Here is a 26,517-nt window from a genome sequence, read left to right on the forward strand (position 1 = left end):
TGTACATCAAAACTTTGAATAATACATAATGAATCTACGAATAAATAGCTTAAAATCAGGAAATTTAACAAAAAAATAAAAAATTCTTCCTTATGCCAATACCCACTAAAAAAGAGCGACCCACTCAACATCAGCAGGCCTCTCCTCTTCAGCTTATACACTCATTAAAAATTAGTTGTTTTATCTTTTTTAGGTTGCAAGAACTGCACGTGATCGACATTCATCTCAATCACATATTGTCGCTCTCCACTATCATCTTCATAACTCCGTGACTGCAAGCGTCCATCGAGACCAATTAAATCTCCTTTATCACAATATTCTTCAATTAACGTTGCCTTCTTGCCCCAGACAACGAATGGAATAAAATCAGCCTCTTGCCCATTCTCCGACTTAAATAACCGCTGCACGGCAATCACATTATTGAGTACAATCCGATCCTCACCCACTTGCTTCAACGTCACCTCTCGCACGATTCGTCCCACAACAGTCAATCGATTCATCAAAATCCCTCCATTTTTCTTTTTATTGCCTTCACTTATATAAATACACAACTAAAACCAGCATTAGTTTTTTAACGTATCTTTTCTTTTACCACTCCAAATGCTATCAGTTAAGCTGGTATGCCTAAGTTCTTAAATAAAGTTCTTAAATAAAAATCGGCTATTCTAATAGCATTCTAGCCCTATCTGCGGTACAATAGATATAGAAAGCTTCAGAAATGAAGTGCTTTATAAATTATGATTAACCATTAATCACATACTCAAGCTCGTGCTACCACGACTTACCATTATTAATTATACAGGAGGAACTCATGTGAATATTCAAGCAGAGATAGCACAAATTATCCATGCACAACTAGATAACCAATTAACAGTAGAGGACATTCACCAACTACTGGAAGCCCCTAAACAAGAAGAACACGGAGACGTTGCTTTCCCAACGTTCCAATTGGCTAAAATTTTCCGCCAAAATCCAGCTGAAATCGCTAAAAACTTAGCTGAGAAATTAGATAATGACTTAATTGAAAAGGTTGAAGTCGTAGGACCTTACATTAACTTCTTCCTTAATCGCTCAAAAGTATCTCAGGCTGTTATTCAAGATGTTCAATCACGCGGTAAGGATTATGGATCGCTTGAACTCGGCAGTGGTAATGTGCCGATTGACATGTCCAGTCCTAATATTGCCAAACCTATGTCAATGGGTCACTTGCGTTCAACCGTTATCGGGAATGCGATCGGGAATATTTTGGCTAAAGTTGGCTATACCCCGATTCGAATCAACCACTTAGGCGATTGGGGAACCCAATTCGGTAAGTTAATCTACGCCTACCAACAATGGGGCGATGAACAAGCCATCGAAAATGAACCAATTGCAGAATTGCTTCGTATTTACGTTAAGTTCCACGACGAAGCTGAAAAAGATCCTGCTTTAGATGATCAAGGCCGTCTGTGGTTCCACAAATTAGAACAAGGCGATGAAACAGCTTGGCAATTATGGGAAAGATTCCGTAATGTCTCTTTAAAAGAATTCAACAAAATTTATGATCGTCTTCATATTGAATTTGATTCAACTAAAGGAGAAGCCTTCTACAACGATAAAATGCAGCCCATCTTAGATGAGTTAGAAGACAAGCAGTTGACCGTCCTAGATGAAGGAGCTTATATTGTTGATTTAGAAGGATATGACCTAAATCCAGCCCTCATTAAGAAAAAAGACGGAGCAACTCTCTACATTACACGTGACTTAGCTGCTGCGAACTACCGTCATGAGACCTATGACTTTGCTCAGAGTTTATACGTGGTCGGCCACGAGCAAGCCAATCACTTCGCTCAACTAAAAGCGGTCTTAGCTGAGATGGGACGCGAATGGCAAGAAGACATGCACCACATTCAATTCGGTCTTATTACCAAAGATGGCCAGAAACTCTCTACCCGTAAAGGGAAAGTCATCTTATTAGAAGATGTTCTAGATGAAGCTGCTGCTAAAGCTTTAGAGCAAATTGAAGCGAAAAATCCTAACTTAGCGAATAAAGAAGACGTGGCAGAACAAGTCGGTGTCGGTGCGGTTGTATTCCACGACTTGCAAAATGACCGTAAAAATAGCTTCGACTTTACAATTGATGAAGTTGTTCAATTCGAAGGCGAAACCGGTCCATATGTTCAATACACACGTGTTCGTGCCTTAAGTATCTTAGAAAATGCTGGCTACGAACGCCAACCACATACTAACTTAGTCGGCTTAGACGATGATTACAGTTGGCGTGTAGTGAAGCTTATCGAGGAATTCTCACAAGCAATTGCACGCGCATACCGTAACTACGAACCATCAATCATTACTAAATATATTTTAAGCTTAGCGCAAGCATTCAACCGTTTCTACGCGAATGTTCACGTAATGGAAGCTGGCGAGAATAAAGAAAGTTTACTCGCTCTAGTTGATGCCACTCAGGAAGTCATCCATATCGGTCTTGACTTACTCGGTGTTCCATCACCAGAAGAAATGTAATCTGAATAGCCTTTCAACAACAACTTTAAACCCCTGTCACATCAGCTGTGACAGGGGTTTTCCTGTTTCAATTTAGATTTTTTAGACTATTATTTATGCTTTAGCGCTGTGGAGGATAATCCACTTTTTTATTTAAGCAGCTTAGTGCGCCATCATATCTGCTTTGATCTGCTCGATCGTGTAATCAATAGGATAGTAGGTTGGCCAGTGCTCAACTTCATCTAAGAGTTCTTGACGATCATCGCCCCAGTATAAGTGGTAGTGAAGAGCCTCTTGTGGCGCGATAGCATGATCAGAGAACTGAATATATTTTGGCATCTTATCATTGTCGCCTACTCGCTTGAAGACAAAACGTACACCACGGTTTCCCCGTTCATATTCAAGGACTTCATGGCCATCATGCTCGTAATCAGCTGATTGTTGTTCGCCTTCTTCATCCGTGAAGGTGACTTCTGAGCCATGAATATCAATATATTGAATATCAGTCTCATATCCTTTAGTGTAATATTCTTTGTAATACTCAGCAGTTTTTTCCGGATCATCCGCTGCTTCAGCCTTATGCTCCATCACTTCATCTAAGTCCCCGTCCGCTAAGTAGGTATGAACAGACTGCCATTGCCCTTCCCAATCACTTAACTCACGCGCTTCAATTTCATCATTGTAGAAAAATCCACTATATATCCGTGAAGCAACTTCATCGCCATCCGTTCCGTGATGATCATCGATATGAATCTCCATTAGATCTGATTCACCGATAATTTGATCATTATCATCTAATGCTTGTGCTTTCACTTGTAGGCCATCTTTTGCGTCAATTTCTAACATCTCTGAGTCGCCAATGACTTGATCATTTCCGTCAACCCATTGCCAGGCAGCTCCATCATCTTTGGCAATTAATTTTACTTTATCACCCGTATGGTAGTGATCTTGTAAGCCCTCGATATCAACTGTTTGTGCCACATCGCTGGCTTCTTCAGCTGTATCTTGATTATCAATAGCTGGCTCTTCAACTTGCTGGCTGTCAGCTGCTTGTTGATCACTCGCACATCCAGCTAGGATTCCCGCAGTTACTAATACAATCGATCCACGTTTTATAAAACGATTCACATTATCTCTCCTTTATTTCAAAATCATAATGATTACAGATACTATTAGACTTATTTAATTATTTTTGAAAACAATAACCATTACGATTTACTAGTTTACCTTACCCAACATCACTTGTCAAGTGTTTTTCAATCAGAAGCTTTTTTCGATGAGTTGTATAATTGAATGCACGGCCGATTAGTTTACAAATTGAATGTCCCGAGCAACTAGCGCATCAGCCAGTGCTCCATATTCAGCGATACTTAATGTTTCACCGCGTCTTGAAGCATCAATATCTGCCGCTGCTAACGCTTCCTTCATACGTGCCTGCACATCTTTTTCCTTACCGAATGCAATCTTCATATTATTCCACAAGGTTTTTCGACGCTGAGCGAAGCCCGCTCTCGCAAGTTTGAAGAAAAATTCTTCGTCTTGGACAGCGACAGCCGGCTTATCGCGCAATTTAATCTGAATAATAGCTGAATCCACATTCGGTTGTGGTTTGAAGACAGTTGGTGGCACCGTAAAGGCAAGTTCCGGCTCCCCAAAATATTGCAGAGCAATCGACAGAGAGCCATAATCTTTTGTTCCCGGTTCAGCTGACATCCGTGCGGCCACTTCTTTTTGGACCATAAAGACTAACTGATCCGCTTCTAGGCCTGACTCTAAGATCCCCATAATAATCGGGGTGGTAATATAGTAAGGTAAATTCGCCATCACCACCACCCGCTCAGCTTCCGCCAAATAGTTACGCTCAAATTCTGATAGGTTAACGTCTAATATATCTTGGTTAAACACTTCAATATTGGTATAATCCGCCAATGTCTCTTCCAGTACTGGAATTAACCGCTGATCAATCTCAAAGGCATAGACCTGCTTAGCGTGTCGAGCAATCTGTTCTGTCAATGCCCCAATCCCTGGCCCAATCTCAATTACTGTTGTTCGCTTATCAACTGATCCTGCTGCTACAATTTTCTCTAAAATATTCGTATCAATTAAGAAATTCTGTCCCAAGCTCTTCTTTGCTTGCAAATTATATCGCTTCAAAATTGCAATCGTATTGCTTGGATTTGCAATATCTCTAGTCACTTCCGTCACTCTCCTTTAATTCTTCCAACGCCCTCTCGACTTCATCCTCACTAATCCCGAACAGCTCCAACCGCTTCTTCAGCTGCTTGCCATTCGTGTACCCAATCCTGAGTTTCTGCCCCAACTTATCTCTCAGCCCGGCCGAATAATCTCTTCCTATCAAGCCCATCTTCATTAAGAAAGACTAAGAAAACTTCTCTTTTTGTAATACAAAAGTAAAAAAGCAGGAGACTGTGAAGTTAGTCTCCTACTCCTATTTTACCTATTTTAAATATATATAACAACTAGGGATAACCTGATAAACCCAATTTTTCTATATTAAATCATTTGGGAAATTAATCACTTCATCAAACAACTTCCGCACATCTTCACTTGTTTGGTGACTGATCATCATAACGGTCAGTTCAGGTAGTGCTAAAATACGTTCTTGCACTTCAAGAGCAGTTTTTTGATCAATCGCTGATGTACTCTCATCCATTAATAAAATATGCTTATTTCTTATTAATCCTCTTGCTAATGTAATCCGTTGCTTTTGTCCGCCTGATAAATTTTTCCCATTCCCACTAACTTGATAATCAATCAATTCGTTAGCCCTATTTTCACTAAACCCTGCACGCACAAGTGAGTCAACAATCGCTTCATCTGTAAATTTATCACCTAACGAAATATTCTCTCTAACAGTTTGATTAAATAGGTAAGGCGTTTGATCAATATACATAATCTGATCACGAATAATGTGGGATGGAATAACACTCAATTGCTGTCCAAAATATTGTATATCTCCTTCATATGTCTGCAAATAACTCGCCAGCACCTTTAAGAAAGTACTCTTCCCACAACCACTTGGACCTTTAATCAGATACTTCTGTCCTTGATGAATGGTAAACGTTAAATTACTAAAAACCTGCTTGTCTTCATACGCAAATGATACTTGGTTCCCACTAAAGACAATCGATGTTTTCTGATTATCCACCTGTTCAGCTATTCTACTAAAATCTTCTAGTTCTCTCGCATCCATTTGCTTAAATTTGTCAAACACTGGTGTAACCCCATTAATCAGCGTGATCTGATTAGAAAGCTGACTAAGCGAATTAAATATAATATCCGTTAATCCACCTGTTGCTTCAATAGTTCCAATTAAGACTACTCCATTGAACGCTAATAACCCTGCATAAAACGTAATACCTATTTGAGCCAACACATTAATGGCAAATCCAACTGAGAAACTAAAGGCTTCTACTTTTGTTTGCTCCATGATGCTTTGTTTCAATCCTATTGCCGCTGTATAAATTTTCTTTGGCAATCGTCTCAATATATTTAGTCCAAAAAAAACATTAAACCCATGTAATGTATCTTCTACTTCTTCAACATATTCAGCGTTTGATTGCGCTAGAGCTTGACTAGATGTCTTTATTTTATCTGAAAATAACTTAGGCACCAACATCATCACACTCGCTCCTAAAGCTACTACAATTGTGAGTGACCAATGATACATAAATAATGAAATAACAGCGAATGTTATCCCCGCCAAACCTTGAACAATATTAAAAAATTGGTTAAATCCTTTTGTCTCTATTAGTTGCATATCGTTATTTAACCAAGAAAGATATGTCCCTTCTGAGTGTTTGTGATATTGTCGATAATTTTGATTTTTGAGATGATTGGAAATGGTCTGTTTTATCTCGATAATCAAATCTTGAATCAAATTTTCCTTGGAAATTTTGATTCTAATATCCATCATAACAATAATAATCCACAAAATAACTAAATATACATTCTGTTTAATAAACTCACTAAAATTAAAAGCAATTAAAGCATTCAATCCTCTAGCATTAATCGTCATATTATACACTAATAATAACTGTCTAATGATAATGACAATACTCAGTATAAACACTCTTTTCTTGTCTTTTTTTAAATAGTAAAACATGATGCTATCCCCCTTTCCGATAGATGTCAGATAACTAAAAATCTTATCTTAATTTCATAATATCACATCTTTTTTTATCCAGTCAACTGATAACCCTTTCTTTTTTTAAATCATTAAATAATTAATGAAGCATATCGAAAAAGGTTAGGAAAACATTATTGTGAAAACAAATTTTTTTAGAAAGTTAAGGATTCACCTTTATTATGATTATAGCTAAAATATACGTTTGAATATTCTGAATCACCATCTTAAAACCGTGTAGTATTATATACTACACGGTTTTAAACTTATTTATTATGCTAATCCTGCGCCCGACTCGACTCGCTCTGGTAATTCCACAACTGTTAGCTTGCCGTCTGCATTCTCAGCGGATAAGATCATTCCTTGGCTGATTTCGCCCATCATATGAATCGGTTTTAAGTTAGCAACAATGGCTACCTTTTTACCGATGAAGTACTTAGGATCTGGATAGTGCTTGGCAATTCCCGAGAGAATCTGTCTTGGCTGATCGTCACCAGCATCTAATTTGAATTGAAGTAATTTATTCGACCCTTCAACTGGCTGGCAGTCTAGCACTTCCGCTGCCCGCAATTCAACAGCTTCAAACTGACCAAATTCAATATCAGCTTTTTCATTCGTCAGTTCAACGGTTTCTGGATCCCAGTCTGAATCGTCTCCAGCCGCTTGCCCACCTGTCATTGATTCGGTAATTTTTGCCACTTCTTCTTCCACATCTAGACGAGGGAAAATCGGCTCACCTTTATCAATCACTTGTGCTGCACCTAAATCTGCCACAAAAGTCAACTCATCCCAAGTGCCTTCTGCTAGAGGTTCCAAGCCTAATTGACGCAAGATCTCATCAGAAGTTGTAATCAATACTGGTTTCAAGAGATTGGCAATCACGCGTAAGCTCAAGACTAAATGTGTCATGACACTTTTCAGTGCTTGGCTCTGATTCTCATCTTTAGCAAGCACCCACGGAGTTGTCTCATCAATATATTTATTCGTCCGTGAGATAAGCGCCCAAACCGTTTCTAATGCTTTCGAAAATTCCAAACTATCTAGTAAAGCTTTATACTCAGTAATCGTTGTATCTCCCAACTCACGTAAGGAAGCATCGTAGGCTGTAATATCTCCTGCATAACTTGGTACTGTTCCATCGAAGTATTTATTAATCATTGCAATAGTTCGATTTAATAAGTTACCTAAATCGTTGGCCAAGTCATAGTTCATCTTCCCGACAAAATCTTCCGGTGTGAAGACCGCATCACCTCCGTGGGGCACCTCACGCATTAAATAATAACGCAGGGCATCTATCCCATAATGCTCCACTAAGAACTCCGGATAAATCACATTTCCTTTTGATTTAGACATTTTACCGTCTTTCATCAACATCCAACCATGACCGTACATTTGCTTCGGCAATGGCAGATCCAGTGCCATCAACATAATTGGCCAGTAAATAAAATGGAATCGTGCAATATCTTTCCCCACCATATGCAAATCAGCTGGCCAGAATTGCTTGAATTGCTCAGACTGTTGCTCAAAGCTCCCTTTATCTGGATCATAGCCAAGCCCAGTAATGTAGTTCGTCAATGCATCAATCCAAACATAGATAACATGTTTCGGATCTGAATTAACCGGCACCCCCCAATCAAAGGTCGTCCGCGTTACCGCCAAGTCTTCCAAGCCCGGCTCAATAAAGTTTTTCACGATTTCTTTTTCACGCGATTTGGGTTGGATTAGCTCAGGGTGTTCTTCATAATAGGTAAGCAGGCGATCAGCATACTTACTCATCTTAAAGAAGTAAGACGCTTCACTAACTTGCTGAACTTCATGACCACTTGGAGCTACTCCACCAATCACTTCACCGGCCTCATTGCGGTACACTTCTGCTAATTGACTTTCTGTGAAGAATTCTTCATCCGACACTGAATACCAGCCCGAATATTCACCTAAGTAGATATCACCTTGTTCCAACAGCTTATCAAAGATTTTAGCCACAACTGCTTTATGTTGCGGATCTGTTGTTCGAATAAAGTCATCATTTGAAATTTCCAAATAGTTCCATAGTGACTTAATACTATCAGCCATTTGATCAACATAGGCTTGCGGAGACAATCCTTTATCTGCCGCTTTTTGTTGAATTTTTTGACCATGTTCATCTGTTCCTGTTAAGAAGAATGTATTCGCACCTTGTAGACGTTTATACCGCGCCAACACATCACATGCCACTGTTGTATACGTATTACCTATATGTAACTTCCCACTTGGATAATAAATCGGCGTCGTCACATAATAATTCTTATTCTCTACCACACCAAATCCTCCTTTGAAATTTTCACTCTTTCTTAGTATAGCACAATTTTCATTAAATTAATAGAAATCAGTGGCTTTCTTTCGCTTTTATGCCAAAGAGAGCCACTGACTATTTCACTATCCACTTACTTCCTTCTAATAGCTAAACGATAAATCCTCAACTTGCTCAAGTGTTGCCAAGTAACGTTTCGAGAAGTATCTCGCCATAGGAAGATTTTGATCTAAGTAATTCCCACAACTCTTCGCATCAGCGCCAGGAATTTCTCCTTCATACGCAGCTGCAAAAGCAAAAGCTTCCTTCAACAATTGCAACAAATCAGCTGCCTCAATTGCATCGGACGTAATAAGATAAAACCCCGTCCGACATCCCATTGGCCCAAAGTAAATAATATCATCCTTAAACTGCTTATCATTGCGTAAGTACGTTGCAATTAAATGCTCAATCGTATGGATTTCTGCCGTATTCATGACCGGCTCATCATTTGGCGATGTAAAGCGCAAATCATATGAATTCAACTCACGTTCACCTAATTTATCTTGACGCGATAAGTATAGTCCTGGTTCTAGTTTTTCATGATCTACCGTAAAACTTGCAATTTTTTCCATTGTTAACCTACTTTCTCTTTATCTACTTTCACTTTTAGCGATCAATTAGACGGCGTACGATTGGATAAAGTAATAAAGTGAGTCCCGCACTCACGATACCCTGAATACTGTTAGGAATCACTGCGCTCAACGCAACAGGCAAATCAAACATAAACACCTCAAAAATAAAGTAACCAAATACCATCCAAGCCACACCAACAATTACCGCAATAACACGCGACACCGTATTCCCTCGATCAATATAACTCGCTAATAAAGCCTCAATTGCTTTTACAATTAGCGTTACCGGGGCAAAAATCGTATAACCTAAAAATAAATCTGCTAACGCTGATCCAACACCACCAATTAATGCACCATAATAATGTGAGAATAACAGTCCACTTAATAGGACAAAGGAGTCCCCAACATTAACAAAACCTTGCGTCGCAGGTACTGGAATATGTATAACCATTGTCGCTACCGTCGTCAAAGCCATAAACAATGCGGCTAAAGTTAATTGTCGTGTTGAGGTTTTACTTTCTTTCATCATAGTTCTCCTTTCTTTTCTAATTTATTTCAAAAATTCTTAACACTATATCCTAATCATAACCAGGATAGACAAATATTTCAAGCATAACCTTCCAAATCCGTACAAAATAAGTGCAAAAAAATTATCAAACCTATACCAATCTATACCAATCTAAAAATCAAAAAAACAGGAACAACCCTGCTGTAGAGCCATTCCTGATTTTTTAAAACCAACCTATACCAATGTATAAACTCCTCAAGCTGGACTCGAACCAGCGACAACGCGATTAACAGTCGCGCGCTCTACCAACTGAGCTATTGAGGAATGAGATAACATACTATTTATAAAAATAGTGCGTGGCAACGTCCGGCTTTCACAACGGGAAACCCGTCACTATCCTCGGCGCTAAGAAGCTTAACTTCTGTGTTCGGTATGGGAACAGGTGGGTCCTTCTTGCCATCATCACCACACACTCTTATTGCTCTCTCAAAACTAAATAGTTGAATCACTCTTTGAATCCTTCACCGATCCTATGCTTAACCAACCATTTGGTTAAGTCCTCGACCGATTAGTACTCGTCCGCTCCGTATGTCACCACACTTCCACTTCGAGCCTATCGACCTGATCTTCTTTCAGGGGTCTTACTTCCTTATAGGAATGGGAAATCTCATCTTAAAGGGGGCTTCACGCTTAGATGCTTTCAGCGCTTATCCTTCCCGCACATAGCTACCCAGCTATGCCATTGGCATGACAACTGGTACACCAGCGGTGCGTCCATCCCGGTCCTCTCGTACTAAGGATGGCTATCTTCAAATTTCCAACGCCCGCGACGGATAGAGACCGAACTGTCTCACGACGTTCTGAACCCAGCTCGCGTACCGCTTTAATGGGCGAACAGCCCAACCCTTGGGACCAACTCCAGCCCCAGGATGCGATGAGCCGACATCGAGGTGCCAAACCTCCCCGTCGATGTGAACTCTTGGGGGAGATAAGCCTGTTATCCCCAGGGTAGCTTTTATCCGTTGAGCGATGGCCCTTCCATGCGGAACCACCGGATCACTAAGCCCGACTTTCGTCCCTGCTCGACTTGTAAGTCTCGCAGTCAAGCTCCCTTCTGCCTTTACACTCTACGAATGATTTCCAACCATTCTGAGGGAACCTTTGGGCGCCTCCGTTACTGTTTAGGAGGCGACCGCCCCAGTCAAACTGCCCACCTGACACTGTCTTCCACCCCGTTAAGGGGCGCGAGTTAGAGTGGCCATACGGTGAGGGTAGTATCCCACCAATGCCTCCCTCTAGACTGGCGTCCAGAGTTCAATGGCTCCTACCTATCCTGTACAAACCGTACAGACACTCAATATCAAGCTACAGTAAAGCTCCATGGGGTCTTTTCGTCCTGTCGCGGGTAACCTGCATCTTCACAGGTACTATAATTTCACCGAGTCTCTCGTTGAGACAGTGCCCAGATCGTTACACCTTTCGTGCGGGTCGGAACTTACCCGACAAGGAATTTCGCTACCTTAGGACCGTTATAGTTACGGCCGCCGTTTACTGGGGCTTCAATTCAAAGCTTCGCATACGCTAACTTGTCCTCTTAACCTTCCAGCACCGGGCAGGTGTCAGCCCCTATACATCTTCTTTCGAATTAGCAGAGACCTGTGTTTTTGGTAAACAGTCGCCTGGGCCTATTCACTGCGGCTAACTTGCGTTAGCACCCCTTCTCCCTAAGTTACGGGGTCATTTTGCCGAGTTCCTTAACGAGAGTTCGCTCGCTCACCTTAGAATTCTCATCTCGACTACCTGTGTCGGTTTGCGGTACGGGCAGTTGCTTTCTCCCTAGAAGCTTTTCTTGGCAGTGTGACGTCAGATACTTCGGTACTGTACTTCCCTCCGCGTCATAACTTCTCCTTAGCGATAAGCATTTGACTCATCGCCAGACTTATTATTTGCACCCACATCCATCAGTGGGCATATCTTAGCCTGCTGCGTCCCTCCATCGGTCAAACAAAAGAAACTGGTACAGGAATATCAACCTGTTGACCATCGCCTACGCCGTTCGGCCTCAGCTTAGGTCCCGACTAACCCTGGGAGGACGAGCCTTCCCCAGGAAACCTTAGTCATTCGGTGGACAGGATTCTCACCTGTCTTTCGCTACTCATACCGGCATTCTCACTTCTAATCGCTCCACCTGTCTTCACAGTCAGGCTTCTATGCTGATTAGAACGCTCTCCTACCATAGAACCAAAGGTTCTATCCGTGGCTTCGGTACCTTGTTTAGCCCCGGTAAATTTTCGGCGCAGGGCCACTCGACTAGTGAGCTATTACGCACTCTTTAAATGATGGCTGCTTCTAAGCCAACATCCTAGTTGTCTAAGCAGCCCCACATCCTTTTCCACTTAACAAGGATTTGGGGACCTTAGCCGACGGTCTGGGTTGTTTCCCTTTCCACTACGGATCTTATCACTCGCAGTGTGACTCCCGGATTAACATCTGTGGCATTCGGAGTTTATCAGGATTCGGTACCCCGCAAGGGGCCCTCGTCCAAACAGTCGCTCTACCTCCACGATGCATCATCCGAGGCTAGCCCTAAAGCTATTTCGGAGAGAACCAGCTATCTCCAGGTTCGATTGGAATTTCACCGCTACCCACACGTCATCCCCGCATTTTTCAACATACGTGGGTTCGGGCCTCCAGTGCGTTTCACCGCACCTTCACCCTGCACATGGGTAGGTCACCTGGTTTCGGGTCGACGACCTCATACTGCACGCCCTATTCAGACTCGCTTTCGCTGCGGCTCCTCTTCTTCAGATTAACCTTGCATGAAATCGTCACTCGCCGGTCCATTCTACAAAAGGTACGCCATCACCCATTAACGGGCTCTGACTACTTGTAAGCATACGGTTTCAAGTGCTTTTCACTCCCCTTCCGGGGTTCTTTTCACCTTTCCCTCACGGTACTGGTTCACTATCGGTCACTAGGTAGTATTTAGGCTTGCCGGATGGTCCCGGCTGATTCCGACGGAATTTCTCGTGTTCCGCCGTACTCAGGATCCTCATTGGTTCATGTTGTTTTCACCTACAGGGCTGTCACCTTCTTTGGCCACGCTCTCCAACGTGTTCAACTAACAACAATCGTCCATTCTTGAGTCCTACAACCCGATCATGCAAGCATGATCGTTTGGCCACTTCCCATTTCGCTCGCCGCTACTATGGGAATCACATTTGTTTTCTCTTCCTGCAGCTACTGAGATGTTTCAGTTCACCGCGTGTCCCTTACACTAAGCTATGTATTCACTTAGTATATACCATACTTCTCAATATGGTGGGTTGCCCCATTCGGAAATCTCCGGATCAAAACTTACTTACAGTTCCCCGGAGCATATCGGTGTTCGTCCCGTCCTTCATCGGCTCCTAGTACCAAGGCATTCACCGTACGCCCTTATTCACTTAACCGTCTGGTTAAGTTAAGCATATGTGTAGCGTTAAAAAATTGTTACTCTCATTTATTAAACTTAATAAATAGACTCTTTTCAACGTTTTAAATCAAACTAATGATTATGTCTCGGTGTTGTCTTCAAATAATTTATAAATTAAATGTCGATTCAACTATTCAGTTTTCAAAGAACAATATTAACCTTTCGGTCAATGGAGATAAGCGGGATCGAACCGCTGACCTCCTGCGTGCAAAGCAGGCGCTCTCCCAGCTGAGCTATACCCCCATATAATGAGAACTAATCTCTCAAAACCGAATAAGATAAACAATGTGTAAGGTTCCGTCTGCCCTAATGGCAGTATCCTTAGAAAGGAGGTGATCCAGCCGCACCTTCCGATACGGCTACCTTGTTACGACTTCACCCCAATCATTCAACCCACCTTCGACGGCTGCCTCCCATAGGGTTGGCCGGCCGACTTCGGGTGTTTCAAACTCTCGTGGTGTGACGGGCGGTGTGTACAAGACCCGGGAACGGATTCACCGCGACATTCTGATTCGCGATTACTAGCGATTCCGACTTCATGCACTCGAGTTGCAGAGTGCAATCCGAACTGAGAATGGCTTTGAAAGATTAGCTAGCCCTTGCGGGATCGCTGCTCGTTGTACCATCCATTGTAGCACGTGTGTAGCCCAGCTCATAAGGGGCATGATGATTTGACGTCATCCCCGCCTTCCTCCGGTTTATCACCGGCAGTCTCGTTAAAGTGCCCAACTTAATGCTGGCAACTAACAACAAGGGTTGCGCTCGTTACGGGACTTAACCCAACATCTCACGACACGAGCTGACGACAACCATGCACCACCTGTCATTCTGTCCCCGAAGGGAACGCTCTATCTCTAGAGTTGTCAGAAGATGTCAAGAGCTGGTAAGGTTCTTCGCGTTGCTTCGAATTAAACCACATGCTCCACCGCTTGTGCGGGTCCCCGTCAATTCTTTTGAGTTTCAACCTTGCGGTCGTAATCCCCAGGCGGAGTGCTTAATACGTTAGCTCCAGCACCGAGGGCCGGAAAGCCCCCAACACTTAGCACTCATCGTTTACAGCGTGGACTACCAGGGTATCTAATCCTGTTCGCTCCCCACGCTTTCGAGCCTCAGCGTCAATGTTAGACCAGAAAATCGCCTTCGCCACTGGTGTTCCTCCAAATATCTACGCATTCCACCGCTACACTTGGAATTCCATTTTCCTCTTCTACATTCAAGTCTGTCAGTTTCCAATGCCGTTCCACGGTTAAGCCGTGGGCTTTCACATTAGACTAAACAGACCGCCTGCGCTCCCTTTACGCCCAATAAATCCGGACAACGCTTGTCACCTACGTATTACCGCGGCTGCTGGCACGTAGTTAGCCGTGACTTTCTGGTTAGATACCGTCAAGGCGCTAGTAGTTACCTAGCACGTGTTCTTCTCTAACAACAGAGCTTTACGATCCGAAGACCTTCTTCACTCACGCGGCATTGCTCCATCAGGTTTGCACCCATTGTGGAAGATTCCCTACTGCTGCCTCCCGTAGGAGTCTGGGCCGTGTCTCAGTCCCAGTGTGGCCGATCACCCTCTCAAGTCGGCTACGTATCACTGCCTTGGTAAGCCATTACCTTACCAACTAGCTAATACGCCGCGAGGCTATCCATGAGTGGTAGCAAAGCCACCTTTAATGAATTAGTCATGCGACCAATCCACCTATGGGGTATTAGCATCCGTTTCCGAATGTTGTCCCCCGCTCATGGGCAAGTTCCTCACGTGTTACTCACCCGTTCGCCACTAATCAATCACTGCAAGCAGTGATATCATCGTTCGACTTGCATGTATTAGGCATGCCGCCAGCGTTCGTCCTGAGCCAAGATCAAACTCTCATGTTTAAATGAGGTGGCGTTTAGCCACACTTGTTTGAATAGCTCAATTTAAAGTATAAGTTTTTCTAAAACTTACAAAAATATGAATTGTCCTGATTCGATTGAACCAGAGACCCTTACACATCTTGGTTGTTTATCTTATTCAGTTTTCAAAGATCAGTTCGTCGTTATCTTTTAGCGACAATAACTATTATATCATCTTCCGAATATCTTGTCAAGCATTTTCTGAAAAACTTTTAAAATATTTTTTTGATGATTCCAATTAGTGCCTGTTGTCTTTCTCAACGACAAATACTATGATATCATCTTATAAATAACTTGTCAACACTTTTTGAAAAAATAATTATTTTTATTTCTATACAGTCTATGTCTTCTCTCGTGAAATAAGCGGATATTGTTGTTTTAATAGGGATTGTCAAGGTATTTTAATCTTGTCGCATAAAGTCAAAGTCATACGCTTCTTTTTTTGTGATGAGGAGTAACCCATCTCCTAATGGTAGTAATGTAGTATCTAAAGCTGGATGATCTAGTACTACTTCTAGGAAATCATTCAATTTACGGTGAATCTTGCGACGATACTTCGGCACGTCTTCTTTACTGTCTAATATAGTGCCTCCTTGCAAGACATCATCAACAGCCAATACACCACCCTGCTGTAATATACGCATACAATCCGGGAAAAAACTGTAGTACTTCGCCTTCGCACTATCCATAAAAATAAAGTCATACGTATCAGCCGGTAATTCAGCTAAAATTTCATTGGCTTGTCCTTTCATTAAAGTTACGCGATCTTCAATAGCCATCTCAGCAAATAAAGCTTCTGCTCGTTCATACATATCTGGATTGCGGTCAATTGTTGTCACATGACCATCTTCATGCATATGCTCAACCATTAATGCTGCTGAGAAACCAATCGCAGTTCCGATCTCCAATATTTGTTTAGGCTTTATTAGATTAAATAACCAAATAAAATACGTCACTGTCTCATGTGGAATAATCGGAACCCGGTTTTCATTGGCAAACCGTTCAATGTCCGCTAGTTTTCCAGTGAGTTGTTTTTGTTCTTGTCTGAGATAATCTCGGACAGCTGAGTCAATAACTGGACGATCCATCATTTCATTTAATTTTCTCATTATGATCTCTCCTAAAAAGTATTATTATAGCTGTTAATTTTTCAATTTTTGTTATAATATATGTAATCATATTATAAGGAGTGTTGGCTATGTTAATCAAACAATTATCATTACCAAAACGTGTTGTGTCGACGATTTCTGAAGATACAACGCTACAAGAAGCAATTGACTTACTGGAAGAATCTGGGTTTCGTTGCGTGCCAATTTTAGACGAGAGTGGCAAAATTTATCGCGGAAACATTTACAAGATGCATATTTATCGCCACCAATCACGCGGCGGTGATATGTCCCTTCCCGTCACACATCTATTAAAAAATGCTACAAAATATGTCCATATCAATGATTCATTCTTCAATATCTTCTTCATGATCAAAGACTTACCTTATATTACCGTCTTGGATGAAGATAATCATTTTTATGGTATTTTGACACACAGCTCACTTATCGACATGTTACAGCAATCTTGGAGTATCGACCGTGGAAGTTATGTGTTAACGATCGCTACGCCGGGTGAAAAAGGTGACTTCTCAACAGTAGCTAAAATTATCAACCGTTTTAGCTCAATTATGAGTATTATCTCGCTTGATGTGAACAAGGAATCGGAATTCAGTAAAGTTCGGCGTTTAGTTATTACATTAGAACCCGGTGTCACCAAAAAGAACATCGAAGATCTTCGAACACGTCTAGACAAAAAAGGATATAGCGTACTACAAATCGAAGACTTACACACTAACTAATTATTCATCAATAGAATAGAATCGTTAGATAATGGTCAGAAACTCTGAAGTCTCTCTATACTTCAGAGTTTTTATTTTATATATGTACATATCATTGTGTATGCATTCAGCAGATTCTCTTTAGACATCTTTATATTTCTCGGATAAACCGACGCTAATTCTTAATGCCTCATCGATTTCAGCCATTTTGTCTTTTTTAAGTTGGGTGATTTTTTCTTTCACCCGTTGCTTATCAATCGTTCGAATCTGTTCCAACAAGACAACTGAATCTTTCTCTAATCCTCGATCAGATCCTACCTCCACATGAGTCGGCATTTTCCCCTTATCAATTTTAGTTGTAATTGCTGCAACAATCACCGTTGGACTGTACTTATTTCCGACGTTGTTCTGCAAAATCAGGACTGGACGCATCCCGCCCTGTTCAGAACCAACGACCGGAGATAATTCAGCATAATAAATTTCTCCTCGTTGTACCATAGCTGTCTTCCTCTCACTCATTTACTTACCAAACATATCAGCATACTAATCTGACTCAGCCAACTGTATCCCTAGCTAATCAAAAAGTAGTTTGATTCAGTAAAATAATCCCTTCCTCAAGCCTATTCTACCATAGTCTGTACCATTTGAAAACTATCACTCGATACTCACTGTTCCTCTTCGATAATCACTTGAGCTGCGGCAACAGACTTCGTGTGCGTAATAGAGAGATGCACACGACATTGCGGTGACAGCGGCCTCTTCCAAACGGGCTCACCGCGCTTGCCTTTTCCGACTTCCATATCCGTGAAGCGTAGCTTACCGATGCCTGTTCCAACCGCCTTACTGTAAGCTTCCTTCGCTGCAAAGCGCCCTGCCAAAAATTCCATCTGTCGTCGATTTTCTAGCTGATTAAACATATCGAGCTCTGCCCCTGTCAAGATCCGGTTAACAAACTGATTATTTTTCTTATAAGCTTGCGCAATCCGATCAATTTCGATAATGTCCATACCAATGCCAACTATCATACGTCTGATTCTTTCAAGCGCGCAACCACATCGAGTAAATTCGTCCCAAAACTAGACTTCACCAATACCGCATCTCCCGGTTGTAACTCCGCTTCAATCTGTGCTGCTAACGTAGCTGTTCCTTCTTTAACATAGTGGAGGTGGTCTGCTGATAATTTCGCCGCTAACTTCTCGTATAATGCCCGCATCTCTTCCCCATAGAGAAATACCTCGTCAAACTCACCCAATTCAATCGACGCAGCTAATGATTCATGAAGCATGCGAGATTGTTCGCCCAATTCACGCATATCTCCTAACACCACAAGCTTACGCCCATCATGTTCAAGTGCTCCCATATACCCTAATACAGCTTTCATCGAGCTTGGACTGGCATTATAAGCATCATTCAAGATTTGTGAATGCTGTTTCCCAGCTATCCATTCTAAGCGATTCTTAGTCAATTGGAATGTCGCTAGACCAGCTGCACCCACTTCTAAGGGAATCTCCAATTGCAGCCCAACCGACAAAGCAGCCAAGGCATTATGAACATTATGACGGCCTGGAACTGGAATAGTCACCGTTAATTCCTCGTGACCAACTACGGCAAATTCAGTTACATGTTTAAGATTCACTATATCGTTAGCACGTAAATCATTCCCCTCTTCCAGCCCAAAGGAATAACTCTGCGTCGTCGCAAGCGCTTCTGCTAATAACGGTTCATCGCCTGTTGTTACCAATACACTGCTGCTTTTGAAGCCATCCAGCAACTCCAACTTCGCTTGGGCAATCTTCTCTCTCGAGCCAAAAAATTCCAAGTGTGATTCACCAATCATCGTAATCACACCAATATCTGGCTGAGCCAAGAGAGATAAGTCATGAATGTCTCCCGGATGATCCATACCCATCTCTAAAATAATAACATCCGTCTCTGGTGCCATACTCAAGATAGTCATTGGAACTCCCAGGTGATTATTATAGTTGGCTTCTGTTTTATGTGTTTTGTACTGTGTAGAGACCACCGCTGCTGTCATATCTTTGGTTGTGGTCTTCCCGTTGCTCCCAGTAATAGCTACCACTGTTGGACTCACTTCTTGCAGATACCACCCAGCCAATGCTTGATAAGCTGCCAACGTATCATCCACTAGTATAGCGGGCACTCCTGCCGGCACATCTGCTGCATCCTTGCTCCAAAGCGTAGCGACTGCCCCCTTCTCAATAGCACCTGACGTAAAATCATGCCCATCACGTTCAGCTACTAAAGGAACAAATAAATTCCCGGACTCTATTTGGCGTGAATCAAACTGCACCCCTCGGATTCTAATATCTCCCGCATTATTCGGGTAAACACGTCCAGCGACCGCTTCAGCTATCGTTGCTAGTGTCTGTTCTATCATACTTGATACTCCTTACTTTTATCTATCTTTCATACTACTCATTTGACGACTCTTATGCCGGCGTAACCCCAATTGAATCAATTCTTCAATTAAATCGCCGTAACTTAATCCTGTTGCTTCCCACAATTTTGGATACATACTGATTGGAGTAAAGCCTGGGAATGTATTTACTTCATTAATGAATATATCATTATCTGCTGTCACGAAGAAATCAGCTCGCATCAAGCCACTACCATCTGTCGCTAAGAATGCATCGGCTGCATATTTTTTAATTCGGCTAACTGTTTCGTCTTCTAATTGGGCCGGAATACGTAAGCCCACATCATTAGATTCGTATTTTGCTTTGTAATCATAAAACTGTGTATCCTTCACTAATTCACCAACGACAGAGACATTCACATCATCATTCCCTAACACAGCAATCTCTACCTCGCGTGCTTCAATGCCTTGATCAACTAAGACACGGTGGTCATACTCGAAGGCCAGATCAATCGCTTCGATCAATTCATCTGTATTCTTAACTTCAGAAATACCCACACTTGATCCTAAGTTCGCTGGCTTAACATAGACTGGATAAAGCAAGTTGAGTTCCACTCGCGTAATGACTTCATATTTTTTGGCTTGCCATTCTGCCGGTGTCACGGCTTCATATGGAAGAATTGGAATGCCTGCTGCATCGAACAAAACTTTGCTGACAATTTTGTCCATACCGGTACTGCTCGCAAGTACACCACACCCTACATAAGGAATATCCATCACTTCGAATAGCCCTTGCATCGTCCCATCTTCTCCATTCGGGCCATGAAGTACCGGGAATACGATGCTATCATCTACCTTCAATGCTTCGATCGAGAACGGTTCTAAGTCTTCCGTCATGGCTGCATGTGTTGGCACATCATCAACTGAAGTAATAGTCGCCTTGCGCATCCACTGTCCTTCACGCGTAATATAGATCGGAGTCGCTGTATAATATTGATAGTACACTTCTTTCAAAATATTGTAGGCTGAAATAATCGACACATCATGCTCCGCACTCTTACCACCATATAAGACAAAAATATTCATTCCTAATCCCCCGTCAGTTCATTTAAGTTTTTTCTCCATCCATTTTATCATAAAAAAATCCAACTGACTAAAAATCACACCACTTTCTGCAAAACTAAAGACCCTTCCTCCTATAGAAAGGGTCCACTATTACTGTTACGACAATGCTTTTGCCCCATCGCCAACTTCTGCAATATAAAACTCTGCTTCTAAGCCAATTGCTTCTTGGTAAGCTGGCCCAATTGCTTGAATAACAGCTTCAGCCTGGTCTTTATGCACTAAAGCAATGGCACAGCCTCCCATCCCTGCACCTGTCATCCGGGCGCCTAGAACACTCTCTTGTTGCCAAGCTTCTAACACAATCGTATCGAGCGCCTCACCTGTAATCTCATAATCATCGCGCAAGCTGCGGTGTGATTCATCCAACAACTTACCGAATGCTGGCAAGTCACCAGCCGTCAGTGCTTCTTTTGCTTGTAAGGTTCTCTCATTCTCATAGACTGCATGCTTCGCTCGACGTCGGAGCACCTCATCTGTGATTAACTGTTTATGTTGCTCGAATGCCTCACTCGACAAGTCACCTAATGTTTGAATATCAAGTTCTGTCTGCAAGTCAGCTAGCGCTTGTTCACACTGCTGGCGTCGCTTATTATACTTCGAGTCCGCTAATTCCCGACGTTGATTCGTATTCATAATCAGTATGACATAATCTTTAAAAGCAGCCGGCACCATGCTATATTCCAACGTATTGGTATCTAAAAAAATCGCCTGATCTGCCTGTGCCATCCCAATCGCAAATTGATCCATAATCCCGGTATTTAAGCCAAAGAACTCATTCTCGACGCGTTGCCCCAATTTAATAAGCGTCAACCGATCGACCGCTAATCCATATATCTGATCAACCGCCAACCCAACTGCTAACTCAATCGATGCCGAGCTCGACAATCCAGCCCCATTCGGAATATTACCGTAAACGACCAAATTAAAGCCACCATCTAACTGCTGCCCTGAAGCTTCTTGGAGATATTTCACAATCCCTTTTACATAATTGATCCAATCATCTTCCTTAGCATAGACTAATTGATCCAGCGAGGTCTTCATTACCCCTTTGTCAGAAAAATTCATGGAATAACAGTGAATCGCGCGATCATCACGTTGGCCAATTGCCACGTACGTCCCTTGCGTAATCCCACACGGAAAAACATGGCCTCCATTATAATCAATATGCTCACCGATCAAGTTGACTCGTCCCGGTGCAAAAAATACTCCTGCTAACGCTTCGTTATATAATTCCTTAAATTTAGTGGTTACTTCTCTTTGCATATCCATCACTTATCGCTCCTTCACCAATTGATAACTCGTCGTCCGACTATATATATCCCCAACACGCAACGTAATATCAGAAAAATCTGTCTCATTAGCGGCATTAGGCTCGCACTGTGTTTCCAACGTGATCCCCGCATACTTCAGCGGTGACTGATTGAAGATCGTCTTATCTGGCTCAGCCGTATTATGCGTATAGACGACCACACACGGGGCATCTGTCGTCATTTCAATCCGATAATCTGTTCCCGGACAAGTCACTACTGCTACGGGGTCAGCTGATGGATTCAACACGAACGGATGATCCAGTCCGTCTGTCCGCTCTAACTCGGCAGGCATCGGTTCAAATAACTCTCGCAAGCACTGTCCATCACGCAAGTCAAAAGCTGTCTCTTCTACTGCCAGTCGCTGTCCGGTTGGGATATTTTCGGCATCTAATGCCAAGACGTGATCCGCATTAATTTGGACATGATGGTTCAAGATCGATTGCGACATATCCCCATTTAAGTTGAAGTACACATGATTGGTCGGATCAAGGATGGTTGCTTCATCGGTTGTCTGGGCCCAGTAGCTCACCGTCCAACGATTCTCCTCATCGAAGGTATGTGTCACCCGTATATCAATCGTTCCTGGGTAACCGTGCATCCCAGCTGACTCCTGATATGAAAAATCAACCGACACTGAATCGCCATGGTGCTTAATACATGCATCCCAAACCGCTTGATCTAATGCTGATGGCCCGCCGTGTAAATGATGTGCCCCTTCATTAGCCGGCAAATGATACGTTGCGCCATCTAAGCGGAACTGACTCTGCGCAATCCGACCAGCAACTCGACCAATTGTAGCTCCATAATATAAATTAGGTTCCGCTAGCAAGTCTTCTGCTATCTCATAGCCTAAAATCAAATTCTGGCCATCCGGTGTCAGCCACCGATTAATTCGCGCTCCGATACTGGATAGGGCAATTGTATACCCCGCTTCATTCGTTATCCAAATCTCTTTATGCCGCCCTGAAGTCGAAAATGGTCTAATCTCTACTTTCATCTAATCACCTTCCTCTGTCATCATCAATGTGAATGTATAATGAAATGGTTCTACTTTTAACTTATATTGCTCTTGCGTTGCTGGTCCACAGCTATTCGTCCCCAGCCCATATTGCTGATAATCAATGTTAAGCTCAATCTGTGGCTGCTTGACTAATTCATACGGGTGCAACGCATGATCAATCATACGCGTTGTATAATAATGTGCTGAAAAATTCAGTTCCTCGCCGACAATTTTTAACCCGAAATTCGACTGATTGGTCAACGTAACTTGTGATACTCCCATATGATTCCCGTTCTCTTGAGGATGAGCATACGGCGTCCAAAGTTCATCAATCGTTCGCGTAAAGCGACCATAGCGAGCTGCCAACTGACTATCGGGATAATTTTCTGCGGGTCCCAGTCCATCCCAAGTAACCGTCTCGTATTGATCTGGCAGATACAATTGCATCCCAAGCTTCGGCAACGACTCACTCCCATTCTGCCCAAACGGTTCGCCCGCTATATCTATCCCAATACGGCCGTCCGCATCAATCGTGTAACGCGTCATTAGATCCAATCCCCAACTTTGTCCCGGAGGTGCCTGCATATGTTGCGCTTCAATGATGACTCCTTCGTCTGTCTGCTGATAGTCAATGTTCAACAACGTACCTTCCATTAAATGAACCTGCTTCTCTTGCCAGTAATCACCAATTCGACCGCTTCCTTTCATCAGTGGTAATTGGTCATTATCTGTCATCGCACGCCACACATTGAATCGTGGCCCTTGTGCAATCACTTCTTCTCCGCGATAAGAGAGGCAGTCCAGCCAGCCGGTATGTGTGTTGAATAAAATGTCAAAATCTTCCCCTGTTACGTGCAATTGCCCCACTGTTTGTTGTACTGATAACGCTTCATTTTTCTGTTGATTGACTGTTAACGCTGCTTGCGGATGAGGCTGAGATTTCTGCCCAACTCTGAACTGACAGAAGGCCACCTCATGACCACGCTCAGCCCACTCCACTGCTTCTTTTAACTTGAACTGAATCGTCAAGAAGCTATCTTCAGGTAACTCCTCTTCATCAATTGACAGAGGTAATTCCCGGATTTTTCCCGGCTCAATATGCGGAAGCTCAATTAATCCATTCTGAAGCAACTCACCCTGATAAGTGATGGTATAATCTGCTACCAAATGCGCTAAATCACTAAAATCATATCGATTCTCTAGCAAAAAACGCCCGTTCGCATTGCGTGTTACTTTTAACGGTTGGGCTGCCGCTTTAAATTCACTTAAAGCAGGAGACGGCTGACGGTCAGCGAATAATAACCCATCACAGACAAAGTTCCCGTCATGTTGCTCATGCGAGAAGTCGCCACCGAACGCAATGTATTCCTCTCCATTAGCTGTCTCTTGGCGCAACCCATGATCGATCCATTCCCACACAAATCCTCCCTGCAAGCGCGGATAACGATAGAATAAATCCATATATTCTTTCAAGCCACCTGGACCATTCCCCATCGCATGAACGAACTCACACAATAGATGCGGTTGGGCTAGGTCGGACTGTTTCCCTAGCTTTTCCAAACTCGCATGTGACGTATACATCGAGGAATAAACATCGGACGTATCATTAAGCTTCACTGGCTCATATTCGGTCTCTTGAAGCAACCCAAAGGACTCACTCTCATTATGCAGCAATCGCGACGGATCACGCTGACGAATCCAGTTCGCCATCGCTTCATGATTCACACCATATCCCGATTCATTCCCCAATGACCACATAATAATCGACGGATGGTTCTTATCGCGCTCAACCATTCGCTTCGCACGCTCTACATAGGCCGCTTCCCAAGCTGGATCATTCGTTAACTTATTCCACCCCAATGTATGCTGCATCCCATGCGTCTCAATATCTGCCTCATCAATAACATACAACCCCAGCGCATCACACAATGCATAAAACCGTGGATCAGACGGATAATGGGCCGTTCTAACTGCATTAATATTGTGACGCTTCATCAGCATCAGGTCATCTTTCATCGTCTGCAGTGAATTAATCCGCCCCCGCTCCCAATCATGTTCATGTCGGTTCACACCTTTGAACAGTACACGTTGCCCATTGATGAGAAGCAATCCCTCTCTAATCTCAACTGTACGGAAACCCACTCGTTGTGTCACCGTCTCTAGAAGTTCCCGGTTATGACCCTTCACCTGAACAACTAGTGTATATAAGTTAGGCATCTCCGCTGTCCACGGTTCAATGTTTTCGATCTGAGCTACTACGTTACGGTCTGTTACATCTGTTCGCGTATAAACTACCTCTTGTTGATTATTATATAACGTATAGTCTAAGCTCACTTGGTCGGAATTAAAGGCCGACTCAATTCGCAACATCCCCTCCTTATAATCGGAATCCAATGTCGCTTGAACGAACAAATCCTCCAAGTGATTTTGTGGCCGTCGCACAAGCTTCACATCGCGAAATATACCACTTAACCACCACATATCTTGATCTTCTAAGTATGTTTGCGCATTGAACTGATGAACTTTTACGGCAATTTGATTCGCTCCAGACTGTATCACATCCGTCACATCAAAACTAGAAGCGGTCCGACTCCCCGTACCGTATCCGACAAACTTCCCATTCACCCAAACATAAAAAGCACTATCCACTCCTTCAAAACGCAAGTGAACTATCTCATCTGTCACCGAATCATAGTTAAATGTTCGCTTATACAGCCCCGTTGGATTTTCAGACGGAATAATCGGTGGACGCACCGCGAATGGATACGCAACATTCGTATAATGTGGCTCGCCATAGCCATTCAATTGCCAATGCGCAGGTACCTGCATCTCATCCCACGCCGAAGTATCATAATCCACTTGATAAAACATGTCATGCACTGTTTCTGGATACTGACTGTAGAAAAATTGCCACTTGCCACTAAGCGACTGAATAGCTGGTCGCCCAGATGCCAGCTTTATCTGATCTTCTTCAATAAAAAAAGATTCTTTTAACCGATTCATGCCTAGTACATTAAAGTCTTTATATTCTTGCCCATTCATGACGTTATCGCCTTCTTTCATTTATATCGTATTCATCTCCTGTTCATTATACATTAGCAGAAACCCTTTTCAAAGTGATATCTGTTTATGTATCCATAACATATGACCGTATTTTTTCGCACATGAAAAAAAGCTACGACAGAAAAATTCTGTCGTAGCTTCTGATCATTATGCTTATTCTTCGTCGGAAAGACCGTATTTTTTGTTGAAACGGTCGATACGTCCATCCGCTTGTGCGAACTTCTGACGTCCGGTGTAGAACGGGTGCGAATCGGATGAAATTTCCACTCGAATCAATGGATATTCGTTTCCATCTTCCCATTCAATTGTTTCTGCTGGTTGTCTAGTTGATCCAGACAAGAATTTGAATCCAGTTGTTGTATCCATAAACACAACTGGTTTGTATTCTGGATGAATAGCTGATTTCATA

19 protein-coding genes, 2 tRNA genes and 3 rRNA genes are annotated in these 26,517 nt (G+C 42.6%); 2 read left to right on the forward strand and 22 right to left on the reverse strand.

Annotated elements, in window-relative coordinates:
• Positions 1–164 precede the first annotated feature (164 nt).
• Positions 165–500, reverse strand: a complete 336-nt coding sequence (locus tag HMPREF9703_RS00490) for a single-stranded DNA-binding protein (protein WP_004634668.1) — start codon at positions 498–500, stop codon at positions 165–167.
• Positions 501–813: 313 nt separating this feature from the next.
• Here HMPREF9703_RS00490 and argS point away from each other — a divergent pair, with 313 nt between their 5' ends.
• Positions 814–2,505 carry an arginine--tRNA ligase gene (gene argS, locus HMPREF9703_RS00495; protein ID WP_004634671.1) on the forward strand — a complete coding sequence of 564 codons (1,692 nt, stop codon included), beginning with the start codon at positions 814–816 and terminating at the stop codon, positions 2,503–2,505.
• Between the two features lie 141 nt (positions 2,506–2,646).
• Here the strand turns inward: argS and HMPREF9703_RS00500 are convergent, their stop codons facing one another.
• The 13 genes from HMPREF9703_RS00500 to HMPREF9703_RS00560 all read right to left on the reverse strand — a co-directional run bounded on the left by HMPREF9703_RS00500 (position 2,647) and on the right by HMPREF9703_RS00560 (position 16,517).
• Positions 2,647–3,612 carry a ZinT/AdcA family metal-binding protein gene (locus HMPREF9703_RS00500; protein ID WP_004634672.1) on the reverse strand — a complete coding sequence of 322 codons (966 nt, stop codon included), beginning with the start codon at positions 3,610–3,612 and terminating at the stop codon, positions 2,647–2,649.
• Between the two features lie 177 nt (positions 3,613–3,789).
• Complete coding sequence (gene rsmA / locus HMPREF9703_RS00505; protein ID WP_004634674.1) at positions 3,790–4,680, reverse strand: 16S rRNA (adenine(1518)-N(6)/adenine(1519)-N(6))-dimethyltransferase RsmA; 891 nt, start codon at positions 4,678–4,680, stop codon at positions 3,790–3,792.
• Positions 4,673–4,855, reverse strand: coding sequence for a DUF4093 domain-containing protein (locus tag HMPREF9703_RS00510; RefSeq protein ID WP_040376749.1), 183 nt, complete (start codon positions 4,853–4,855; stop codon positions 4,673–4,675). The genes rsmA and HMPREF9703_RS00510 overlap by 8 nt, the downstream gene beginning before the upstream one ends.
• Before the next feature lie 138 nt (positions 4,856–4,993).
• Positions 4,994–6,610 carry an ATP-binding cassette domain-containing protein gene (locus tag HMPREF9703_RS00515; protein ID WP_004634676.1) on the reverse strand — a complete coding sequence of 539 codons (1,617 nt, stop codon included), beginning with the start codon at positions 6,608–6,610 and terminating at the stop codon, positions 4,994–4,996.
• Between the two features lie 294 nt (positions 6,611–6,904).
• Positions 6,905–8,929, reverse strand: coding sequence for a methionine--tRNA ligase (gene metG / locus HMPREF9703_RS00520; RefSeq protein WP_004634678.1), 2,025 nt, complete (start codon positions 8,927–8,929; stop codon positions 6,905–6,907).
• A 135-nt stretch (positions 8,930–9,064) separates the two neighbouring features.
• The gene (locus tag HMPREF9703_RS00525; RefSeq protein WP_004634679.1) at positions 9,065–9,535 is read right to left on the reverse strand and encodes an S-ribosylhomocysteine lyase; all 471 of its coding nucleotides are present in this window, start codon (positions 9,533–9,535) and stop codon (positions 9,065–9,067) included.
• Between the two features lie 34 nt (positions 9,536–9,569).
• Positions 9,570–10,061: an ECF transporter S component gene (locus tag HMPREF9703_RS00530; RefSeq protein ID WP_004634681.1), complete on the reverse strand. Its 492-nt coding sequence runs from the start codon at positions 10,059–10,061 to the stop codon at positions 9,570–9,572.
• Positions 10,062–10,294: 233 nt separating this feature from the next.
• Positions 10,295–10,367: transfer RNA gene (locus tag HMPREF9703_RS00535), tRNA-Asn, on the reverse strand.
• Between the two features lie 30 nt (positions 10,368–10,397).
• Positions 10,398–10,513 (reverse strand): 5S ribosomal RNA (rrf, locus tag HMPREF9703_RS00540).
• Positions 10,514–10,591: 78 nt separating this feature from the next.
• Positions 10,592–13,495 (reverse strand): 23S ribosomal RNA (locus HMPREF9703_RS00545).
• A gap of 193 nt (positions 13,496–13,688) precedes the next feature.
• Positions 13,689–13,761 (reverse strand) — tRNA-Ala (locus tag HMPREF9703_RS00550).
• A gap of 82 nt (positions 13,762–13,843) precedes the next feature.
• Positions 13,844–15,390: ribosomal RNA gene (locus tag HMPREF9703_RS00555) — 16S ribosomal RNA — on the reverse strand.
• Together the 16S, 23S and 5S rRNA genes with 2 tRNA genes alongside form the textbook arrangement of a ribosomal RNA operon.
• A gap of 419 nt (positions 15,391–15,809) precedes the next feature.
• On the reverse strand, positions 15,810–16,517 hold the full coding sequence (locus HMPREF9703_RS00560) for an O-methyltransferase (RefSeq protein ID WP_004634682.1): 708 nt from the start codon (positions 16,515–16,517) through the stop codon (positions 15,810–15,812).
• An 89-nt stretch (positions 16,518–16,606) separates the two neighbouring features.
• Between HMPREF9703_RS00560 and cbpA the strand changes: the two genes are divergently transcribed.
• Positions 16,607–17,254: a cyclic di-AMP binding protein CbpA gene (gene cbpA / locus HMPREF9703_RS00565; protein ID WP_004634686.1), complete on the forward strand. Its 648-nt coding sequence runs from the start codon at positions 16,607–16,609 to the stop codon at positions 17,252–17,254.
• 120 nt (positions 17,255–17,374) lie between these two features.
• Here the strand turns inward: cbpA and HMPREF9703_RS00570 are convergent, their stop codons facing one another.
• From HMPREF9703_RS00570 to HMPREF9703_RS00605, 8 genes are all read right to left on the reverse strand, one after another.
• Positions 17,375–17,731, reverse strand: a complete 357-nt coding sequence (locus tag HMPREF9703_RS00570; protein ID WP_004634687.1) for a type II toxin-antitoxin system PemK/MazF family toxin — start codon at positions 17,729–17,731, stop codon at positions 17,375–17,377.
• 167 nt (positions 17,732–17,898) lie between these two features.
• Complete coding sequence (gene acpS, locus HMPREF9703_RS00575; RefSeq protein ID WP_004634688.1) at positions 17,899–18,258, reverse strand: holo-ACP synthase; 360 nt, start codon at positions 18,256–18,258, stop codon at positions 17,899–17,901.
• The gene (locus HMPREF9703_RS00580; RefSeq protein ID WP_004634691.1) at positions 18,255–19,631 is read right to left on the reverse strand and encodes a UDP-N-acetylmuramoyl-tripeptide--D-alanyl-D-alanine ligase; all 1,377 of its coding nucleotides are present in this window, start codon (positions 19,629–19,631) and stop codon (positions 18,255–18,257) included. The genes acpS and HMPREF9703_RS00580 overlap by 4 nt, the downstream gene beginning before the upstream one ends.
• 18 nt (positions 19,632–19,649) lie before the next feature.
• Positions 19,650–20,696, reverse strand: a complete 1,047-nt coding sequence (locus tag HMPREF9703_RS00585; RefSeq protein WP_004634692.1) for a D-alanine--D-alanine ligase — start codon at positions 20,694–20,696, stop codon at positions 19,650–19,652.
• A gap of 135 nt (positions 20,697–20,831) precedes the next feature.
• Entirely contained in the window at positions 20,832–22,004 is a 1,173-nt protein-coding gene (locus HMPREF9703_RS00590; protein WP_004634694.1) for a galactokinase, read from the reverse strand.
• Between the two features lie 3 nt (positions 22,005–22,007).
• The gene (locus HMPREF9703_RS00595; RefSeq protein ID WP_004634697.1) at positions 22,008–23,042 is read right to left on the reverse strand and encodes an aldose epimerase family protein; all 1,035 of its coding nucleotides are present in this window, start codon (positions 23,040–23,042) and stop codon (positions 22,008–22,010) included.
• Positions 23,043–26,108: a glycoside hydrolase family 2 TIM barrel-domain containing protein gene (locus tag HMPREF9703_RS00600; protein WP_050815184.1), complete on the reverse strand. Its 3,066-nt coding sequence runs from the start codon at positions 26,106–26,108 to the stop codon at positions 23,043–23,045.
• A gap of 153 nt (positions 26,109–26,261) precedes the next feature.
• Positions 26,262–26,516 (reverse strand): type B 50S ribosomal protein L31, encoded by a 255-nt coding sequence (locus HMPREF9703_RS00605; RefSeq protein WP_004634700.1) that lies wholly within the window; start codon positions 26,514–26,516, stop codon positions 26,262–26,264.
• Position 26,517: the final 1 nt, after the last annotated feature.

Origin of the sequence: Dolosigranulum pigrum ATCC 51524, assembly GCF_000245815.1 — a bacterium.
Taxonomy (GTDB): Bacteria; Bacillota; Bacilli; order Lactobacillales; family Carnobacteriaceae_A; genus Dolosigranulum; species Dolosigranulum pigrum.